The organism is Alistipes sp. (assembly GCF_048465635.1).
Taxonomy (GTDB): Bacteria; Bacteroidota; Bacteroidia; order Bacteroidales; family Rikenellaceae; genus Alistipes.
Genome location: NZ_DBFWLF010000005.1, coordinates 56897 through 74893 on the forward strand (window position 1 = coordinate 56897; position 17997 = coordinate 74893).

Below are 17997 nucleotides of genomic sequence, written 5' to 3' on the forward strand. Positions count from 1 at the left end.
GTTGGTTTTCATTCCTCCATGCGGTAAACCTCCTGTCCGCCGACCACCGTCAGCACAGTGCGGCCCGAGACCTCCCACCCGGCAAAGGGGGTGGCGCGTCCCTTGGAGCGGAACGTCAGAGGGTCGATCGCGTATTTTGCGCCGAGGTCCAGCACCGTAAAGTCGGCCTCGTCGCCCGGTGCGATGCCGCCGCCCAGCCCGAACAGGCGGCGCGGATTGTCGGCCATGAGGGCCGCGAGCCGTTCGAGCGGCAGGATGCCCGGCAGCACCAAATAGGTGTAGAGCAGCGGAAAGGCGCACTCCAGCCCCACGATGCCCATGGCGCTTCCGGCCAGCCCGCGCGACTTCTCCTCGGCGGTGTGGGGCGCATGGTCGGTGGCCACGACCTCGATCGTGCCGTCCAGCACCCCGTCGACCAGCGCCTCGCGGTCGGCGCGGCTGCGCAGCGGCGGGTTCATCTTGAAACGCCCCTCCTCCTGCAAATCCTCGTCGCAGAGAAGCAGGTAGTGCGGAGCCGTCTCGCAGCTCACGCGCAGCCCCTTCGCCCGGGCGCGCCGGACCAGTTCGACGCTCTCTTTGGTCGATACGTGGCAGACGTGGTACTGGCAGCCGGTCTCCTCCGCGAGCCGGATGTCGCGCTTGACCTGCCGCCACTCGCTCTCGGAGCAGATACCCTTGTGGCCGTGTGCGCGGCAGTAGTCGCCGTCGTGGATATAACCGCCGCGAAGCAGTTCGTCCACCTCGCAGTGGGCGACGATCGGTCGTCCGACCGCTGCCGCCCGGCGCATGGCCTCGCGCATCAGCGCCTCGGACTGCACGCCGCGCCCGTCGTCGGAGAAGCCGACGACCGCGGGCGCAAGCGCCGCGAAGTCGACCAGCTCGCCGCAGCCCCGCTGTCCGCGCGTGATCGAAGCATAGGGATAGACCCGCACCGCGGCGTCGCGGCGGATAATCTCCGTCTGCCGGGCGAGCGTCTCGGGGGCATCGGGCACGGGGTCGAGGTTGGGCATCGAACAGACGGCGGTGTAGCCGCCGCGGGCCGCTGCGGCCGTACCGGTGGCGATGGTCTCCTTATGGGGGAATCCCGGTTCGCGCAGGTGGACGTGCACGTCGACCAGCCCCGGCAGGAGGTGCAACCCCCCAAGGTCCACAACCCGGTCGCCCGGCGCGGGTGCATCGGCCGTCACCACGCGGTCGCCCTCGACGACCAGCGTGCCGGGAGCGAAACTCCCGTTGCGGCAGATCGTTGCGTTGGTATAGAATGTCTTCATCGGCTGCTGCGCATAAAAAAATAGGGCAACCAAAACAGTTACCCTAATAGAAAAAAGTGTTGAAAACCGGGGGAAAAGCGTCACCCGACCAGTAGTCCAGCTGCCAGAATGCCTGCGCCGACGATATGATGGGTTTGCGATTCATCGTACTTCTTAACCTTTCCCGGTTCCCTTTCCCAGCCCTGCGGGCCTGGGATTACACCGTATCGGGGACAAAGGTAGGGCTTTTTCGCGGTGCGTGCAAACCTTTTCGGGAAATAATTATCAACAAACGGCGCACAATCCGGTCGGCAGATACGGCAGAGACGTTTTCAAGGCGTGCGGCAGTACCGGAGCGACCGCTCCGCCTGCCCGGCCTATCGGACGACGATCAGATCGACGCCCGCCTCCTCGATGATCTTGACCATCTGCTCGGAGATGCCTTCGTCCGTGACGATCACGTCGATGTCCTCCAGCGCGCAGATGCGCCCGAAGCCGCGCTGCCCGAACTTCGACGAGTCGGCCAGCACGACTGTCTGCGACGCCGCGCGCATCATCCGCCGCGTGAGTTTCGCCTCGTCGATGGTCGATGTGGTGATGCCGTGCTCGAGGTCGATGCCGTCCACCCCGAAGAAGACCTTCGAGCAGATGCAGTCGTCCAGTGAGCGGGCGGCCTCCTCGCCCAGCACCGAGAGCGATTTCTTGTGCACCGTGCCGCCCAGCTGCACGATGTTGACATTTTCCGACTCGTTGAGCAGCACGCCCAACCGCAGGAAGGGGGTCACGATGTTCAGGTGATGCCACGCCCGCATCCTGATCTCCTCGGCGAAGGCGTGGATGGTCGAACCCGAAGCGACGATGATCGAATCGTTGTCGCTCACCAGCTCGACGGCCCGCCGGGCGATGCGCCGCTTGGCATCGCTGTTGATGTTGTCCTTGACATGCAGGTCCAGATCGGTCACATGAGGATTGGCCGGACGGGCGCTGCCGTGGACCTTGTAAAGCAGCCCCTTGCTTTCGAGTATCTTGATGTCCTTGCGGATGGTGACCTTCGTCACCCCCAGTTCGGCGGCCACGTCGGTGATGCGGACGAACCCGTATTTGTTCAGGCTGTCGAGAATGTATTTGTGTCGTTCGGCGATGCTCAGCATAGACGGTCGGTTTTGATTTCGGAGGATGCACGCAGACGGACCCAAGGCCCGCTCTATGGGCAAAGGTAGAAAAAATTTCCGATTTCCGTACTACTCAGCCTCGTAACCGTCGGCACGCGCGCCCCACATCAGCAGGAAGACCAGCATGCCCGCCACGGCCATGCCGAGGATGCCCACATAGGCCCAGCTCCAGCCGTAGTGCTGCGCCACGTACCCAAGCCCGACGCCCGAGACGAGCGTCGAAGCGTAGCCGAACAGCCCCGTCAAGCCATTGGCCGTGGCCGCGGCCTTCTTGGTGGCCTGGTTGGCCGCGGCGATGCCGATCAGCGCCTGCGGACCGTAGATGCAGAACCCGGCGGCGCAGAGGGTGGTGAACAGCAGCCAGATCGGCGCATCGGCCGGAAGCTGCCAGAAGAGGAAGACGAAGAGCGCCGCCCCGGCCATGCAGAAGACGCACGTGCGGTGCGCCCGGCCGCGCAGCCACTTGTCGGTGGCCCATCCCGAGAAGAGCATGCCGAGGATGCCGGCGATCTCGAACATGGCCACGAGCCATCCGGCGTGCTCCATGCTCACGCCCTTCGACTGGCTCAGCAGCGAGGGCCCCCAGTCGAGTACCGAGAAGCGGACGATGTAGACGAAGAAGTTGGCGAAGCCCAGAATCCAGATCAGCGGATTGCGGAAGACGTGCTGCATGAGGAACGCGCGGTGCTCGGCCCCCTTCGGCACGCTCTTCTCCTGCCGCGTTTCGGTCCCCTCCAGTTCGGGAAGCCCTACCGACTTGGGGGTGTCGCGCAGGAAGAAGACCAGCCCGATGGCCCCGGCGAAGGAGATCGCGGCCGGGATGCGGAAGCACCACTTCCACGCCCCCACGTGGTCGGGACCCGTGCCCATCGTGCCCATGATGTAGCCGCAGAGAATGACCACCAATCCGGCGCCGATGGAGTGGGAGGTGTTCCAGACCGACATTTTGGTGGCCAGCTGCGTGGGCGGAATCCAGTGGGTCAGCAGCCGCGCGCAGGGCGGAAAGCCCGTGCCCTGCAACAGGCCGTTGACCACCCACATGACCCCCATGAACAGGACCAGCGTATTGGTGAAACCGTCGCCCGAGCGCTCGCCCGTGATCCACGAGGCGATGTCCTCCCCGTAACCGAAGGCGAAGTTCGACACGGCGCACAGCGCCAGACCGATGGCCATGTACCAGCGGGCGTTCATGCGGTCGGCCAGGATGCCGTTCAGAAAGCGCGAGAAGCCGTAGACTACCCCATTGAGGGTCAGGAAGATACCCAGGCTGGTTTTCGAAATACCCAGGTCGGCCTCCATGCCGGGCATGGCCAGCGAAAAGTTTTTGCGTACGAAGTAGAAAAGCGCGTAGCCGATCATCGTGGCGATGATCGTGCGGGTCTGCCAATACTTGAAGCGTTTGGCCTGTTCGGGTGTCATTTCGAAATGAAAGTTAGTAGTTTCAAAAGCAAATATACAACTTTCGGCAGCGAAAATCCAAATTCCGGGAAAAAATTTGCGGATTCACTGCCGAAAGTCGTTCGCCGACGGGCGGCCTTTTCTGCGCGGAGGCGGTTAACGCACCTCCCAGATGCCGCCCTTGCCGAACAGGCGGTCGAGCCACTGCTCCATCCAGCCGCAGCGGAAGGCCACGTCGACGACTGTGTAGCGGCTGCGCATGTAGGGAATCTTGCGGAAGCTCTCCAGAAAGTGTTCGCGCGAAACGCCGATCTGCTCGGGTTCGTAGGGCGCTCCGACCAGCTGCAGGCGGCGGCGCACCTCGCCGAAGGGGATGATCTGAGCGCGGATACGCTCCGAGAGTTCGGGCCACGCCTTTTTCAGCCGTTCCAACTGGTCGCGCAGCCCCTCGCGGCCGACGTATTTGTTCTTGGTCTCCACCAGACCGCGGGCGACGAACTCGGCGTCGTCGTTGAAGATGCGGCGTATATCGCGTTCCACGTCGCTCCACGGCTTCCATGCCGCCACACAGCGCTCCACGTCGAGCTGGTCGACGGGAGCTTCGAGCAGCATTTCGAGGAAAGCGGTCGAGGCGAGCGTCCCGATGCCTACCTTGAAGCCGTGCGAAACGGAGGCGCCGTTGAATTTGAGGTGCTCCATATCCCAGAGGTGGCTGAACTGGTGTTCGGCCCCCGATGCCGGGCGGCTTGACTGAGTGGCCTGCATGGCGAAGCCGCTCAGCAGCAGCCCTTCGGCCAGCTGCTCGACTTTCGCCACATTGCCCGCGCGCACCCCTTCCGGGTCGCACAGCGCGTCGCGCAGCCCGTCCTGCACCACCGAGAACGCAAAGTCGTCCATCGCCTCCGACCCCACCGCGTCGGCGAGCATCCAGTCGGCGCCCGCGGGAATCTTGGCAATCAGGTCGGCATACCCCGAGGCCGACAGCCGCTCGGGAGCCGCTGCGGCGATGGTCGGGTCGAGCACCATGCCCAGCGGTGCGGGGCAGTCGAAGGTCTGCTTGTTGCCGTCCTTGGTGATCGACGCGCCGTAGGCCGTATAACCGTCCATCGAAGCGGCGGTCCCGACGATCATGTAGCGGCGGCCGTTGTGGTGCGAGCAGAGTTTCGAGAGGTCGTTGATGACCCCCGAACCCACGGCCACCGGAACCGCGTCGGTCGCGGCGAGCACCCCGTCCAGCTGTTCGACGTAGCTCCACTCGGCATAGAGGGCCGGATCGGTGAAGACGTGGGGTTCGTCCTGCGCGATGCCCGCGTCGGACAGGATGCGGTGCACGGCCTCGCCGGCCACGCGCCACGTATTACGGTCGGCGACCACCAGCGCGCGGCGGCCCGCAAACAACTCCCGGAACATCACCGCCGCCTCGGGAAGGGTGTCGGCTCCGATCACCAGCGACTTGGTGTCGGTCGTGCGCGAAAGGGCGCTTTCGATCTTGTTCATTATGCAGCGTAATAATATAGGTTTCTCGGATGGACCCCTGCGGATAGGGTCTTGTCAAAGCAAAGGCAAATGTAGAGAAAAGTTTTCCTTTTTACAACTTTTTCAGTTATAAAATTTCCTTTTGGACGATTATTTCGATTACAAAACGCCAAACTGCCTCAAAAAGCGAAATATCTATTTTCGTTTGCGATTCTATTAGTCAATAGTTGCACGAAAGAAAATAAAAACATACCTTTGACCTGCTAAAAATCCGAACCCGATGAGAACCTACCGTTTACTGCTTTCCCTCGCGGGCGCGCTGCTGTTGGGCTGCGGCACGCAGCAATCCGCCGACAAGGCCCACTACATCGACATCGCCGACCGCGCGCAGCTGCACGCCTGGTTCCGCTACGCCCCCGACCGGGAGATCGTCGTGAGCGGCCACCGCGGCGGCATGCTGACGGGCTACCCCGAGAACTGCATCGAATCGTTCGAAAAGACGCTGACGATGATGCCCTCGTTCTTCGAGATCGACCCGCGCCTGACGCGCGACAGCGTGATCGTGCTGATGCACGACGCCACGCTCGACCGCACCACCACCGGCACGGGGCGCGTGGCCGACCACACCTACGCCGAGTTGCAGGCCCTCTTTCTCAAGGACCGCGCAGGCAACGTGACGCCCTACAAAATCCCGACGCTCGAAGAGTGCATCCGCTGGAGCCGGGGCCGGACCATCCTCAACCTCGACATCAAGGACGTGCCGCTGGAGGTGATGTCGGCTTTCATCAACCGCCTCGCACCGGCCAACGTGATGTACACCGTCCACAACGCCGAGCAGGCCATGTTCCTGCTGGAGCGCGACCCGGAGGCGATGTTCTCCGTCTGGTGCAAGAATCTGCGCGAGTTCGACCGCTACGAAAAGGCGGGGCTTCCCTGGTCGCAGGCGATGGCCTACGTGGGACCGATGATCTACGGCGACCAGCAGGAGCTTTACGACCGGCTGCACGCGTGCGGGGTGATGTGCATGATCTCGACCGCCCCGACCCACGACCGGCGCGCCACCGACGCCGAGCGCACGCGCGGCTACGAGCTGGAGATTCCCACCGGGTGCGACGTGATCGAGACCGACTACCCCTATCTGTTTTGCAACCTCAACCTCAAACGCTGATGCAGACTTTCGATAAATTCCGCTCGGTGTGGTCGTCCGCCGAGCTGCGCGAGCGGCTCCGCCGCATCCGCCACGTCGCCCTCGACATGGACGGAACCATCTACATGGGCATGTCGCTGTTCCCCTACACGCAACCCTTTCTGTCCGGGCTGCGCGAGGCGGGCATCGGCTATTCGTTCCTGACGAACAACCCCTCCAAGTCGATCGCCGACTACCTCCATAAGCTCGAAAAACTCGGCATCCAAGCCACGCGCGAGGAGATGTACACCACGGCGCTGGCCACCATCGACTACATCCGCGCGCACTACCCTGCGGCCCGGCGGCTCTTCCTGCTCGGAACGCCGTCGATGATCTCCGAATTCGAGGCCGCGGGCTTCGTCTCCACGGAGGATTCGGCCGACGATCGGCCCGACGTGATCGTGGCGGCGTTCGACCTAACGCTGCGCTACGAGCGGCTCTGCCGCGCCGCGTGGTGGATCTCTCAGGGCGTGCCCTACATCGCCACCAACCCCGACCGGGTCTGCCCCACCGACCAGCCCACGGTGCTGGTCGACTGCGGCTCGATCTGCGCCTGCCTCGAACACGCCACGGGCCGACGGCCCGACATCACGTTAGGTAAACCCGACCCAAACATGCTCTCGGGCATCCTTGCGCGGCACTCCCTGCAACCCCAAGAGATTGCCATGGTCGGCGACCGCATCTACACCGACGTGGCGATGGCCCACAACGCCGGAGCCGTGGGCGTGCTGGTGCTTTCGGGCGAAACGACGCTCGAAGTGGCCGACCGGGCCGAGCGGCAGCCCGACATCATCGCCGAAAATATCGGCGTGCTGGGCGAGATGCTGCGCGAGGCGCGGAAGTGATTTTTTCGAATCCTCGTCTTTTCAACCGCGCTCTTCGGGGCGCGGTTGTTTTGTTTCGCTGTCGTAATCGGTCTAAAAAAGGTTGCAGGCCTGCGGAACTGGGCTGTTTTGCTCCGTCGATGGCAGGACGGTCGGTCTGCCGGATTATCGGGGTCGGAACCCGACCCCGGCACTCCGCAGCCGCCGGGTGCGGAGGAGTGCATCAAGCCTGCGGCATGCTGCAACCTCCGCCGGCTGCGGACCGACCTCCATAGCTGCCAAAGATTGGGCGGCGCCTCGGCAAAATCCAAACTCCGTTTGGTTTTGCCCTCGGCTTGCACTATCTTTGCTACCAACTCAATCGCTTATGGAGCACAACTTCCTCATACCGCTGCTGCTGACGCTCGGAGCCGGCATGGCGACCGGCATCGGCAGTGCGATCGCCTTCTTCGCCAAGCGCACCAACAAACGGCTGCTCTCCTTCTCGCTGGGTTTCTCGGGCGGGGTGATGGTCTACGTGTCGTTCGTCGAGCTGTTCGCACAGGCCAACCTGGCCCTGACGACCCAATGGGGACCCCGCCTGGGCGTGATCGTCACCGTGGCGGCCTTCTTCACGGGCATCCTGATGATCGGCATCATCGACCGGCTCGTGCCGGCGATCGAAAACCCCCACGAAGCGCACCGGATCGAGGAGATGGACAAGCAGCCCCGCAACAACAAACTCATGCGCATGGGGCTGATGACTGCTCTGGCCATCGGCATCCACAACTTCCCCGAGGGTATCGCCACCTTCGCTTCGGCGGTGGACAACACCACGCTGGGCGTGGCGATCGCCTTGGCCATCGCCATCCACAACATCCCCGAAGGCATCGCGGTCTCGATCCCGATCTTCTACGCTACGGGCGACCGGAAAAAAGCGTTTCTGCTCTCGCTCCTCTCGGGCGTGGCCGAGCCGGTCGGCGCGCTGCTGGCTTGGCTGGTGCTGATGCCCTTCATGTCGCCGACGCTGATGGGCTGCATCCTTTCGGGGGTGGCGGGCATCATGGTCTTCATCTCCATCGACGAACTGCTGCCCGCGGCCCGCGAATACGGCGAGGCCCACACCTCGATCTACGGCGTGGTGGCCGGCATGGCGCTGATGGCCGTCAGCCTGATACTGCTCGCATAAAATCCAAAACCATGATAACAATCACAAGACGGGTAATCGTTCTGCTGCTCGCCACAGCCTTTCTTCCGCACTTTTCGGTGTCCGCCGAGAACCGCCCCGCGGCGGAGGCGGAGGCCGTCCGGGCATTCTACGTCGCCTACTGCCAGCGGATGGCCGACGGAGGCGACCCCTCCGAACTGTTCGGCCGCTTCCTGACGGAGCGACTGGTGAAAAAGGTGGAAGCCGTCCGGGAAAAGAGCGGCTACGACCCGATCGTGCGGGCGCAGGACTTCAACCGCAATGACCTGGAGACTATCACCGTTGCGCACGTCGATGCGGCGTGGTACGCGGTCGCCTATCTTAACGGCTACACGCGCAAATGCGTAATCATCCCGGTCCGGGTACGGACTATGGACGGAGAGATCCGCCTTGACGACATCGCTGTCGAATAAAATATCGGTCGATGGATATTCTGCTACTGATCGTTGGCCTTGCGCTGATCCTCGGCGGGGCAAACTTCCTCACGGACGGCTCGGCGGCGCTGGCCCAGCGCTTCCGCGTACCCGAATTCATCATCGGACTTACGGTGGTCGCCGTCGGTACGTCGACCCCCGAGCTGGTCGTGTCGCTGCTGTCGGCCGTCGCCGGCAAGAGCGACGTGGCGATCGGCAACGTCGTGGGTTCGAACCTCTTCAATGTCTTCGTCATCCTCGGCATCTGCGCGCTGATCCGCCCGCTGCCGCTCACGGCGAGCAACATCCGCCGCGACATCCCCTTCGGGGTGATCGTCTCGCTGCTGTTGCTGCTGACCACCTCGGACCGCCTGCTCCATCTGGGTACGGCGGACCGCATCGGCCGGATCGACGGCGTGGTGATGCTCACGCTCTACGCCGCCCTGCTGTGGTACACCATCCGCGCCACGGGGCGCGAAGCGCAGACGGCGGAGACCGCGGCCAAGCCGCGGATGAAACTCTGGCTTGCCGTCGTCATGATCGCCGGCGGACTGGCCGGACTGATCGTCGGCGGCGAAATGTTCCTGCGCAGCGCAACCTCGATCGCCCGCCATCTGGGCGTGAGCGAGTCGGTGATCGCCATCACGCTCGTGGCGGGCGGCACGTCGCTGCCCGAACTGGCCTCTTCGATCGTCTCGCTCATCAAGGGCAAGGCCGAAATGGCCCTGGGCAACGTCCTCGGCTCGAACATCGCCAACATCCTGCTGATCCTCGGACTGAGCGCGACGATCCATCCGCTCTCGATGGGCGGCATCACGACGACCGATATTCTGATGGTGGTGCTCAGCTCGCTGCTGTTGTTCGTCACGGCGTTCACATTCCGCAGCCGGAAGATCGACCGGGCGGAAGGGGCGATTTTTCTGGCGATCTACATTGCTTACATTTGGTATTTGATCCGATAGAAACACCCTCACTGGCGGAACACGCAGTCGATCAGTCGTCCTGCTCCAGGTAGCGTTCCAGCAGCCGCGGAACGGCATAGTCGCCCAGCGACGCCGCATCCACGGCGCAGGCGGCGGCCCGGGGAGTCAGCTGCGGAACGTCGAGGCGATAGACCACCGCGTGCAGGCGCTGGTGCGAAAGCTGGTGCGCAGACATCGTTACGGTGCGGCGCAGGGTCCACGCATCGCCGACCCACTCCCCGAACTCCGCCGAAGCGCTCAACTGCGCCAAGTCGGCGGGAGCGCCGGTCTCGATGAGCGGAAATTCGTAAAGCCCCTGCCAGATGTCGCCCGGTCCCCGTTTGCGGAGCACGACGCGCCCCGCGCAGGTGAGATGCAGGTAGTGGAACCAGCGGTCGCGCACCCGGGCAGCTCCGCGCTTGACCGGTCGCTCGGCGACGGTTCCGGCCGCAAGCGCGAGACAACGGTCGGAAAGCGGGCACGCCCCGCACCGCGGCTGGGCCGGGGTGCAGACCGTCGCCCCGAAGTCCATGATCGCCTGATTGTAGCGTCCCGGACGGGCCGTGTCAAGCTGCGTCTGCGCCAGCTCGGCGAACGTCCGTTTGCCGGCCGTCGTGTCGATCGGCTCGTCCACATCGAACAGGCGCGAGAGGACGCGGTAAACGTTGCCGTCGACCGCGGCGCACGGGAGGTCGTAAGCTGCCGAACAGATCGCCGCCGCCGTATAGTCGCCCACGCCGGGCAGCGCGCGCACGGCGTCGAACGTCGCGGGGAAGCGGCCCCCGAACTCCTGCGCGATGCGTTTGGCCGCCGCATGCAGATTCCGCGCCCGGCTGTAATAGCCCAATCCCTGCCACAACTTGAGCACCTCGTCCTCCGAAGCGGCGGCCAGCGCCCCCGCGTTGGGAAAACGGGCCGTGAAACGGAGGTAGTAGTCCGTGCCCTGCGCCACGCGCGTCTGCTGCAAAATGACCTCCGAAAGCCAGATGCGGTAGGGGTCGCGGGTGTGCCGCCACGGCAGGTCGCGGCCCTCGCGGTCGTACCAGTCGAGCAATATTTCGTGCAGCGGTTCCATAATCCGGCGGTAAAAGTACGATTTTTCCCGGAAAGGAACTATATTTGAAACCACACTCACCCGAAAAACGTAACGAAGATGAACGAACGGCACGCCTTCCGCCACAACGCCGCCGAGATGCGGTACGAACTGGACGTCGAAAACGAACGGGCCGTCGTGGAATATATCCGCGACGGGAGGACGCTCTTTCTGACCCACACCGGGGTTCCTCCGACGCTGGAGGGGCGCGGCATCGGTTCGGAACTGGTCCGCGCCGTGCTGGAGGACGTGCGCCGGCAAGAGCTTCGGATCGTGCCGCAATGCCCGTTCGTGGCCGCCTACATCCGCCGCCATCCCGAGTGGGAACCGCTCCTCGCCGACAAGCAGGGGTGATCCGCTCTCCGCAACTCCGCACGCGAGCATCCCGCGGGGGACCCGGTCCGTACCGTGCTCGAGGACGTGCGCCGGCAAGAGCTTCGGATCGTGCCTCAATGCCCCTTCGTGGCCGCCTACATCCGCCGCCACCCCGAGTGGGAGCCGCTCCTCGCCGATAAACGGGAGTGACCCAAAGCCTGCAACACCGCACGCGAGCATCCCGCAGGGGAACCTCCTCGCCGACAAGCAGGGGTGATCCGCTCTCCGCAACGCCGCACCGTAGCATCCCGCCCGGAACATTTTGCCGGGCATCTTCTCGGGCCATCATCCCAGGCCATCTATCCGGACCACCTTCCGGACCATCTTCCCGGCAATCGCCGGGCGGACCGACAACGATCCGGTCCGTCCCCGGTCGCCTCTTTCAGCGCGGAAGCCGTCCTCGTAACGACGGACGCCATCCGTCGCGCAACAAAATTCCCCTATAATATAGGTACTGAATTTTTTTCGGTTTTTTCCGCATATTTCCGGCCCGAAATTTGGTTTATTTTATAAACTACTTTATATTTGCAATAGATTTACAAACCGAGGCACACTCCTTTAAACCGGAAAACGATGGAAACGCAGAAAACTTACGAAGAGAAACGCCGCCTGTTCGGCCGCTGGTTCACCCGCCGCATCACGACCTACGCGGTCGTCTGCGCCTTTCTGACCTTTGTCAACTGGTACACCACGCCCCACTACTGGTGGGTGGCTTGGGTGGCTGCGGGATAGGGGCTGAACCTCGCCCTTCAGGCCATTTGGCACTTCACCGACCTCGACGACGAAAACGATTATACCACCCGATAAAAACATTGTACCATGAAAAAGATCATTTTGCTGGCCGCCGCGCTCGTCGCAGCCACCTCCATCTCGGCCAAAACGCTCGAGATCACCGTTCCGAACCTCCGCAGTGCCAAAGGCGCCCTGCTGGTGATGGCCACCGTCCCCGGCGCGGAACAGCCCGTCTACGCCAAGGCCGACGCCGCCGAAGGTGCGGTCACGGTGACGCTCGAAATCCCGGGCGACGCGGCCGAAGTGTCGCTCTTCCACGACGAGAACGGCAACTACCAGATGGACATGGGCGACCGGGGGCCCACCGAGGGGTACGCCACCAAAAAGTGCAAGCTCACCGACGAGCGGACCGCGGTCAAAATGAACCTCTTCTATCCCGCTCAAAACTAACCGCCCGATGAAACGACTTTTACTCCTGCTGTTGCTGGCCGTCCCGGCCCTGCTCAGCGCCGCAACGCCCCGGCGCCTAACGGGACGCATCGAAAACGCCGCGGGCGAAGGGGTCGCCTTCGCCACGGTCGTCCTGCTCCGCGCCTCGGAGCAGGCCGCCGGAACGACCGCCGACTCGCTGGGCCGCTTCGTTCTGCGGGCAGAACCGGGCCGCTATACGCTGCAGGTGCGCCATATCGCCTACGCCCCCTGCGAGCGCGAGACGACCGTCGCGGCTTCAGACAGCGAGCTGGGTGCGATCCGCCTCGAGCAGACCGGAACCTCGGTCGGCGAGGTGGTCGTAACCGGGAATGCCGTTCGGCGCGAGGCCGATCGCTTCGTGATGACCGTCGGCAACGCGCCCGCGCTGGCGGGCAAGGACGGCGCGGAGCTGCTCGCCGAGGCGCCGGGCGTCTGGCTCGACGACAGCGGCCTTGCCATCAACGGTTCGAAAGGGGTGAAGGTCTTCATCGACGACCGCGAACTAAGGTTGGACGACGACAAGGTGGCCGCCTACCTGCGCACGCTGACGGCGGCGGACATCGCCCGCGTGGAGGTGATCCCGCAGGGCGGAGCGGAGTACGACGCCGACGCGCGGGGCGGCGTGCTGCGCATCGCACTGCGCCGCCGCGCGGAGAACGGGGTGAACGGCTCCGTGACGGTGGCCTCGACGCAGGGCGCGCACATCGCCAACTACGCCCCCTCGGGCAACGTGAGTGTCCACGCGGGACGTTGGACGCTCAACGCCGGCGCTTCGGGGCTGTTCACCACGCGCGGCGAGGTGCGCTACGACGAGGAGCGCGACTACCCGGACAACGCCACCCGGTTCGCGGGCCGCTCCGACATGGACGACCGCAGCAACTTCGGTTCGGGACGGCTCGGCGCATTCTTCGACATCGATCCGCGCCACAGCATCGGCGCGGAGGCCGAATACACCGCGGAGCACCACCGCATCCCCTCCGAAGCGTGGACGCAGATCGCCACGCACAGTCTGAAAACGCTGGCCGAGAGCCGTTACGACCAGCGGGCAGGCGAACGGCGTCTGACGGCGGCGTTCAACTACCGCTGGAAGATCGACACCGCCGGATCGGCGCTCAAGCTGCTGCTGGATTACACGCGCCAGCGCACCGACGGCGACAACGGCTACGACACGCGCTTCACCTACAACGACTACCGGCGCGACACCTCCTATCGCAGTGCCACCGCGGGCAGTTACGACATCCTCTCCGCCGAAGCGGACCTCGACAAGCACTTCGCGCACGGCCTGCAACTGCGCGGGGGCCTGAAGTACACGCGCAACGCCCTCTCCAACGACGCGCTCTACGAAGGCCGCACGTCCGCAGGCTGGCAGCCGCAGCCGGCGTTCGACTTCGCGCTCAGCTACACCGAGCAGATCGCCGCGGCCTATGCGTCGCTCTCGGCCGAGGCAGGCCGCTGGAACCTCTCGGCGGGGCTGCGCGCCGAATACACGGCCACCGACGGCCGCGGCAGCGACGTGCACAAATCCTACTACGGACTTTTCCCCCACGCTTCGGTCAGCTGCGCATTCAACACGATGCGCACCTGGATGCTGGCGGGACAGTATTCGCGCAACATCGAGCGGCCCGGTTTCTTCCGCCTCAACCCCGCGCGCATCCAGTTCTCGGACTTCAACTACCAGATCGGCAACCCCGCGCTGCGGCCGACCTACATCCACCGCCTCTCGCTCACGCTGATCTGGAAGTACCGCTACACGCTCACCGTGGGAGCCAACCTCCACCGCGACCTGATCCGCGAAGTGTGCCGCACCGACCCCGCGGACCGGGACGTGACCTACATCATTCCGGAGAACCACCACAGCGAAAACCACTGGTTCGTGGCGCTCAACGCCCCCGTGCAGCTCACCAAGCGGTGGAACCTCTCCGTGAACTTCGTGGGCGTGAAGCAGGACATCCGCCTCACGAACGAAAGCCCCCGCGAGGAGCACTACCTGATGTTCGCCAACCTCACCACCGGTCTGACGCTGCCGCGGGGCTTCTACGTGGAGCTTTCCTACCGCGGACAGAGCCGTCTCTACTCGGGAAACAGCGAGGTCAACCCCTTCCACACGCTCAACGCGGCGGTCAAGAAGCGCCTTTGCCGCGACCGGCTGACGCTCTCGCTGGCGGCGTACAACCTCAACGGGGCGGGCGAGGGTTACCGCTCGACGGCCGACGGACTGGTGCGTCGCATGGACGGCTACTCGGCATGGGGAGCGCGCCGCTTCAAGCTCTCGGCGACGTGGAATTTCCGCTCGGGCCGCGAATTCCGCGCCCGGCGCATCGAGGGAGCCGCCGATTCGGAGCGCAGCCGTCTGAAGAAAAACGAGGGACAATAGAAATAAATTCGTAACTTTGATCCAAAATCCGTCCCTATGGAAGAGAGAAAACTCGACGCCGCCGAGAGCCTGGCGCTGATCGGCCGCATGATCGAAAACACGCGCAACCGCATGGTCCGCAACGCGGGCCGCCCCTACCTCGTATGGGGTTATACGACCGTCGTCTTCACACTGCTGGTCTGGGCCGCGGTGCTCCACTTCGGCGATCCGCGCTGGAACTGGCTCTGGTTCGGACTGCCCGTGACGGGCAGCCTGGGAATGTACCTCACGCGGCCGCGCGACGCTAAGGGGTCGGTGCGGACCTTCGTGGACGGCGTGATCGACCAGGTGTGGATGGTGATCGGGCTGGCCGCCTTTCTGACCGCGACGCTCTCGATGCTGGCCGTGGTGCGGCCGCCGATGCTCTTTCTGATCGTGCTGCTTATGAGTATCGGAACCGCCCTCACGGGGCTGGTCACCCGCTTCATCCCGTCCATTGTCGGAGGCTTCATCGGCCTGCTGCTGGCCCCCGTCCTGCTGGCCGTCACCCGAACTACGCCGAGCGTCCTGCTGTTCATCGCGGCATTCGTGGTGATGATGATCGTCCCGGGGCACATTCTCAACTACCAGTCCAACCATACCCGTTAAGTCATGGAGCACGAAAAACAGGGATTCGACGAGCGGCAGAGCCTCTCACTGATCTTGCGGATGATCGACGACACGCGCGAGCGGGTCATCCGCAACATGGGTACGCCCTTTCTGGTGATGGGGTACGTCACGGTGCTCTCCTCGCTGGCCGTATGGTTCGCGTTCGAGCGGACGGGCGACTACCGGTGGCAGTTTCTCTGGTTCGCCATCCCCGCCGCGGGCCTCGCCTGCTGGGGATGGATCGCCCGGCAAGCCCCGAAAAGGGCGGTGACGAGCTATGTCGACCGGATCGTCGGCTACATCTGGATCACCTTCGGCATCGTGGGCTTCCTCCAGTCGATGCTCTCGATCGTCACGCACATCCCGATCCTCTACCTCATGGTGCTGCTCATGGGGTTGGGCACGGCGCTCACGGGGCTGATTATCCGCTTCCGCGGCTACACCCTCGCCGGGCTTCTCTCGGCCATCCTGCTGGCGCCGATCTGCCTGCTGACCGAGGGCATGGACGCCTGTCTGGCCTTCGCCGCGGCGTTCGTGGTGATGATGGTCATTCCCGGGCATATCTTCAACTACCAGTCGAACCGTCTGAAAAACCGGAAGCGATGAACGAACGCAACCTTTCGGAAGAGGAGGCGCTGGCCGGCGTCGCTGCGAGCAACATGCACCGTACGAATTATGTGCGGGGCAGCCTGTTCGTCTTCTGGGGCGCGCTGCTGACCCTCACCGCGCTGGCCGAATACGCGCTGCTGCGCTGGACGGGGAGCATGCAGGTGCTCTGGACGTGGCTCGTACCGATCATCTGCGGCTACATCTTCTCGGCGCACAACGCCCGCCGCCGTTCGATCGCAAGGACCGGGTTCGACAACCTGCTGATCCTTGTGTGGGGGCTTCCCGCCATGGTCGCCGGCAGTTCGTTCGTCTACGCCCTCACCCAGCCGGACAGCATCGTCAATCCGGTCGGGCTGACGCAGGTGCTGCTATCGCTTTCGGTCATGATCACCTCGGAATTTTACCGCGGCAAGGGGAGCCGGCAGTCGGGTTCGTTCGTCGGGCTGAATATGCTCGGACTGTTCGGGCTGATCACCTCATTTACCGTCACCTACCGCGAGCCGTTCGATGCCGCATCGGGCACGTGGATGCTCTTTTTGGCTGTTTACGGCGTCGTGCTGCTGATCTTCCCGGGGCTTATTCTCAGCCACATAACCCGCAAGCAATGTTCAAGGAGCTGAATCCGCTGCTGCACTCCGAGCTGCGTCTGGCCGTGGTTTCGATCCTCATCGGGGTCGAAAGCGCCGACTTCGTATTCATCCGCGAACAGACCGGGGCCACGGCGGGGAACCTCTCCGTGCAGCTGGACAAGCTCTCCAAAGCGGGTTACATCACCATCGAAAAGACCTTCCGCGGGAAGATGCCCTGCACGGTCTGCCGCATCACCGACCCAGGACGCGAGGCCTTCTCGGAGTACGTCGCGGCGCTTCAGACCTACATCAAACGATAGACCCCGCCTCTTCCGGCGGGGTTTTCGCCCAAAGAGGACGGCTCAGAGCATGCAGAAGAGCGTCACCAGAAACGGGACGCTCAGATCGAGCGCGCAGCCGTGGAAGACCGCGACCACGGCGTAGGGCCGTCCCGCGGCGCACGTGATGACGGGCAGCGTGGTGTCGAACGAGGTCGCCCCGCCGATCGACACGGCGGCCAGCGGTCCCGCCCACCGGGCGACCAGCGGAGCGGCGACGAGCGTGAACAGTTCACGCAGGATGTTGCACAGCAGCGCCACCGTTCCCAGTTCGGCGCTGCGCAGGTCGGAGATGAAGATCCCCGAGAGCGAGTAGTAGCCGAACCCCGCGCCCACGGCCAGCGAGTCGGTCAGCCCCCACGGTGCGACGAACCGCGCCGCCAGCGCCGCACCCGCGAGCGTCCCGACGGCCGTGACCGCAGGGAGCAGCGCCAGCCGGGGATCGAGCCGCCGAATCTCCCCCGCGAGGGTGCGGTCGTTGCCCAGCGAGACCCCGACCGTGAACATTAGCGCATAGAGCACCCACGTGCTCAGCCGCGAAGAGGCGGGATCGCAGGGCACGACGAACAGCCCGCCGGCCACGCAGCCCGCAGCGAACAGCGCCACGATCACGAGGCTCCCCCGCAGCGTCCGCCAGAGCGGAACGCGCTCTCCGTCCCGAGCGGCATCTGCCGGACAGTTCCCGCGGACCCACCGTCCGAGCAGCCACGCCGAGGCGATGCTCCCCGCCACGGAGAAGGCGAAGAGCACGAACGCCGTCCGCCCCAGCGTGAAAAGGCCCCCGACGATGGCCGGGTCCGCGCCTACCTCGACGCCCAGCAGGAACAGCAGCACCCGGATGATCCCGGTAATCAGCCGCGGCACGAAACGAAGACGCCTGCCCCAAAGCAGGCGTCCCGTTACGATACCCGAAAGGAGGATGGCGAAAAGCAGCAGCACGCC

The 17997-nt window shown here is 64.2% G+C and carries 20 protein-coding genes; 14 read left to right on the forward strand and 6 right to left on the reverse strand.

From position 1 onward, the window contains the following. Positions 1-8: 8 nt before the first annotated feature. The 4 genes from ACMO9O_RS01180 to ACMO9O_RS01195 all read right to left on the reverse strand — a co-directional run bounded on the left by ACMO9O_RS01180 (position 9) and on the right by ACMO9O_RS01195 (position 5317). Positions 9-1271, reverse strand: coding sequence for a dihydroorotase (locus tag ACMO9O_RS01180; protein ID WP_418981796.1), 1263 nt, complete (start codon positions 1269-1271; stop codon positions 9-11). 356 nt (positions 1272-1627) lie between these two features. Further along, positions 1628-2401 (reverse strand): DeoR/GlpR family DNA-binding transcription regulator, encoded by a 774-nt coding sequence (locus tag ACMO9O_RS01185; RefSeq protein WP_418981797.1) that lies wholly within the window; start codon positions 2399-2401, stop codon positions 1628-1630. Positions 2402-2491: 90 nt separating this feature from the next. Further along, positions 2492-3841 carry an MFS transporter gene (locus tag ACMO9O_RS01190; protein WP_418981798.1) on the reverse strand — a complete coding sequence of 450 codons (1350 nt, stop codon included), beginning with the start codon at positions 3839-3841 and terminating at the stop codon, positions 2492-2494. Between the two features lie 135 nt (positions 3842-3976). After that, positions 3977-5317 (reverse strand): sn-glycerol-1-phosphate dehydrogenase, encoded by a 1341-nt coding sequence (locus ACMO9O_RS01195; protein ID WP_418981799.1) that lies wholly within the window; start codon positions 5315-5317, stop codon positions 3977-3979. Positions 5318-5576: 259 nt separating this feature from the next. Here ACMO9O_RS01195 and ACMO9O_RS01200 point away from each other — a divergent pair, with 259 nt between their 5' ends. From ACMO9O_RS01200 to ACMO9O_RS01220, 5 genes are all read left to right on the forward strand, one after another. Then, positions 5577-6464: a glycerophosphodiester phosphodiesterase family protein gene (locus ACMO9O_RS01200; protein ID WP_418981800.1), complete on the forward strand. Its 888-nt coding sequence runs from the start codon at positions 5577-5579 to the stop codon at positions 6462-6464. Then, positions 6464-7327: an HAD-IIA family hydrolase gene (locus ACMO9O_RS01205; protein ID WP_418981801.1), complete on the forward strand. Its 864-nt coding sequence runs from the start codon at positions 6464-6466 to the stop codon at positions 7325-7327. Before ACMO9O_RS01200 ends, ACMO9O_RS01205 begins: the two co-directional genes overlap by 1 nt. A 346-nt stretch (positions 7328-7673) precedes the next feature. After that, positions 7674-8474: a zinc transporter ZupT gene (gene zupT, locus ACMO9O_RS01210; protein WP_418981802.1), complete on the forward strand. Its 801-nt coding sequence runs from the start codon at positions 7674-7676 to the stop codon at positions 8472-8474. An 11-nt stretch (positions 8475-8485) separates the two neighbouring features. Further along, positions 8486-8905 (forward strand): hypothetical protein, encoded by a 420-nt coding sequence (locus ACMO9O_RS01215; protein ID WP_418981803.1) that lies wholly within the window; start codon positions 8486-8488, stop codon positions 8903-8905. Between the two features lie 11 nt (positions 8906-8916). Beyond that, positions 8917-9867, forward strand: coding sequence for a calcium/sodium antiporter (locus tag ACMO9O_RS01220; RefSeq protein ID WP_418981804.1), 951 nt, complete (start codon positions 8917-8919; stop codon positions 9865-9867). A gap of 31 nt (positions 9868-9898) precedes the next feature. On the opposite strand, the gene mutY is transcribed toward ACMO9O_RS01220, so the two are convergent. Then, the gene (mutY, locus tag ACMO9O_RS01225; protein ID WP_418981805.1) at positions 9899-10942 is read right to left on the reverse strand and encodes an A/G-specific adenine glycosylase; all 1044 of its coding nucleotides are present in this window, start codon (positions 10940-10942) and stop codon (positions 9899-9901) included. A 78-nt stretch (positions 10943-11020) separates the two neighbouring features. On the opposite strand from mutY, the gene ACMO9O_RS01230 reads away from it, so the two are divergent. From ACMO9O_RS01230 to ACMO9O_RS01270, 9 genes are all read left to right on the forward strand, one after another. After that, the gene (locus tag ACMO9O_RS01230) at positions 11021-11314 is read left to right on the forward strand and encodes a GNAT family N-acetyltransferase (protein ID WP_418981806.1); all 294 of its coding nucleotides are present in this window, start codon (positions 11021-11023) and stop codon (positions 11312-11314) included. 54 nt (positions 11315-11368) lie between these two features. Continuing rightward, entirely contained in the window at positions 11369-11485 is a 117-nt protein-coding gene (locus ACMO9O_RS01235; protein ID WP_418981807.1) for an N-acetyltransferase, read from the forward strand. Positions 11486-11908: 423 nt separating this feature from the next. Then, the gene (locus ACMO9O_RS01240) at positions 11909-12067 is read left to right on the forward strand and encodes a hypothetical protein (RefSeq protein WP_418981808.1); all 159 of its coding nucleotides are present in this window, start codon (positions 11909-11911) and stop codon (positions 12065-12067) included. 87 nt (positions 12068-12154) lie between these two features. Then, positions 12155-12517 carry a hypothetical protein gene (locus ACMO9O_RS01245; protein WP_418981809.1) on the forward strand — a complete coding sequence of 121 codons (363 nt, stop codon included), beginning with the start codon at positions 12155-12157 and terminating at the stop codon, positions 12515-12517. Positions 12518-12524: 7 nt separating this feature from the next. After that, a complete protein-coding gene (locus ACMO9O_RS01250) occupies positions 12525-14912 on the forward strand; it encodes an outer membrane beta-barrel protein (protein ID WP_418981810.1) in 2388 nt (795 codons plus the stop codon). Positions 14913-14948: 36 nt separating this feature from the next. Next, on the forward strand, positions 14949-15539 hold the full coding sequence (locus ACMO9O_RS01255) for a hypothetical protein (protein WP_418981811.1): 591 nt from the start codon (positions 14949-14951) through the stop codon (positions 15537-15539). 3 nt (positions 15540-15542) lie between these two features. Then, complete coding sequence (locus tag ACMO9O_RS01260) at positions 15543-16145, forward strand: hypothetical protein (protein WP_418981812.1); 603 nt, start codon at positions 15543-15545, stop codon at positions 16143-16145. After that, complete coding sequence (locus ACMO9O_RS01265; RefSeq protein ID WP_418981813.1) at positions 16142-16768, forward strand: hypothetical protein; 627 nt, start codon at positions 16142-16144, stop codon at positions 16766-16768. Before ACMO9O_RS01260 ends, ACMO9O_RS01265 begins: the two co-directional genes overlap by 4 nt. Further along, complete coding sequence (locus tag ACMO9O_RS01270; protein ID WP_418981814.1) at positions 16753-17037, forward strand: winged helix-turn-helix domain-containing protein; 285 nt, start codon at positions 16753-16755, stop codon at positions 17035-17037. Before ACMO9O_RS01265 ends, ACMO9O_RS01270 begins: the two co-directional genes overlap by 16 nt. A gap of 42 nt (positions 17038-17079) precedes the next feature. Here ACMO9O_RS01270 and ACMO9O_RS01275 read toward each other — a convergent pair whose 3' ends face one another. After that, positions 17080-17994: a LysO family transporter gene (locus ACMO9O_RS01275; protein WP_418981815.1), complete on the reverse strand. Its 915-nt coding sequence runs from the start codon at positions 17992-17994 to the stop codon at positions 17080-17082. Between the last annotated feature and the right edge of the window lie 3 nt (positions 17995-17997).

Bases quoted from the DNA above. Each gene is read 5' to 3' on its own strand.
- ACMO9O_RS01245 (WP_418981809.1), top strand. From the start codon at position 12,155: ATGAAAAAGATCATTTTGCTGGCCGCCGCGCTCGTCGCAGCCACCTCC.
- mutY (WP_418981805.1), bottom strand. From the start codon at position 10,942: ATGGAACCGCTGCACGAAATATTGCTCGACTGGTACGACCGCGAGGGC.
- ACMO9O_RS01195 (WP_418981799.1), bottom strand. From the start codon at position 5,317: ATGAACAAGATCGAAAGCGCCCTTTCGCGCACGACCGACACCAAGTCG.
- ACMO9O_RS01220 (WP_418981804.1), top strand. From the start codon at position 8,917: ATGGATATTCTGCTACTGATCGTTGGCCTTGCGCTGATCCTCGGCGGG.
- ACMO9O_RS01185 (WP_418981797.1), bottom strand. From the start codon at position 2,401: ATGCTGAGCATCGCCGAACGACACAAATACATTCTCGACAGCCTGAAC.
- ACMO9O_RS01230 (WP_418981806.1), top strand. From the start codon at position 11,021: ATGAACGAACGGCACGCCTTCCGCCACAACGCCGCCGAGATGCGGTAC.
- ACMO9O_RS01270 (WP_418981814.1), top strand. From the start codon at position 16,753: ATGTTCAAGGAGCTGAATCCGCTGCTGCACTCCGAGCTGCGTCTGGCC.
- ACMO9O_RS01190 (WP_418981798.1), bottom strand. From the start codon at position 3,841: ATGACACCCGAACAGGCCAAACGCTTCAAGTATTGGCAGACCCGCACG.
- ACMO9O_RS01180 (WP_418981796.1), bottom strand. From the start codon at position 1,271: ATGAAGACATTCTATACCAACGCAACGATCTGCCGCAACGGGAGTTTC.
- ACMO9O_RS01260 (WP_418981812.1), top strand. From the start codon at position 15,543: ATGGAGCACGAAAAACAGGGATTCGACGAGCGGCAGAGCCTCTCACTG.
- ACMO9O_RS01200 (WP_418981800.1), top strand. From the start codon at position 5,577: ATGAGAACCTACCGTTTACTGCTTTCCCTCGCGGGCGCGCTGCTGTTG.
- ACMO9O_RS01205 (WP_418981801.1), top strand. From the start codon at position 6,464: ATGCAGACTTTCGATAAATTCCGCTCGGTGTGGTCGTCCGCCGAGCTG.
- zupT (WP_418981802.1), top strand. From the start codon at position 7,674: ATGGAGCACAACTTCCTCATACCGCTGCTGCTGACGCTCGGAGCCGGC.
- ACMO9O_RS01240 (WP_418981808.1), top strand. From the start codon at position 11,909: ATGGAAACGCAGAAAACTTACGAAGAGAAACGCCGCCTGTTCGGCCGC.
- ACMO9O_RS01265 (WP_418981813.1), top strand. From the start codon at position 16,142: ATGAACGAACGCAACCTTTCGGAAGAGGAGGCGCTGGCCGGCGTCGCT.
- ACMO9O_RS01250 (WP_418981810.1), top strand. From the start codon at position 12,525: ATGAAACGACTTTTACTCCTGCTGTTGCTGGCCGTCCCGGCCCTGCTC.
- ACMO9O_RS01255 (WP_418981811.1), top strand. From the start codon at position 14,949: ATGGAAGAGAGAAAACTCGACGCCGCCGAGAGCCTGGCGCTGATCGGC.
- ACMO9O_RS01215 (WP_418981803.1), top strand. From the start codon at position 8,486: ATGATAACAATCACAAGACGGGTAATCGTTCTGCTGCTCGCCACAGCC.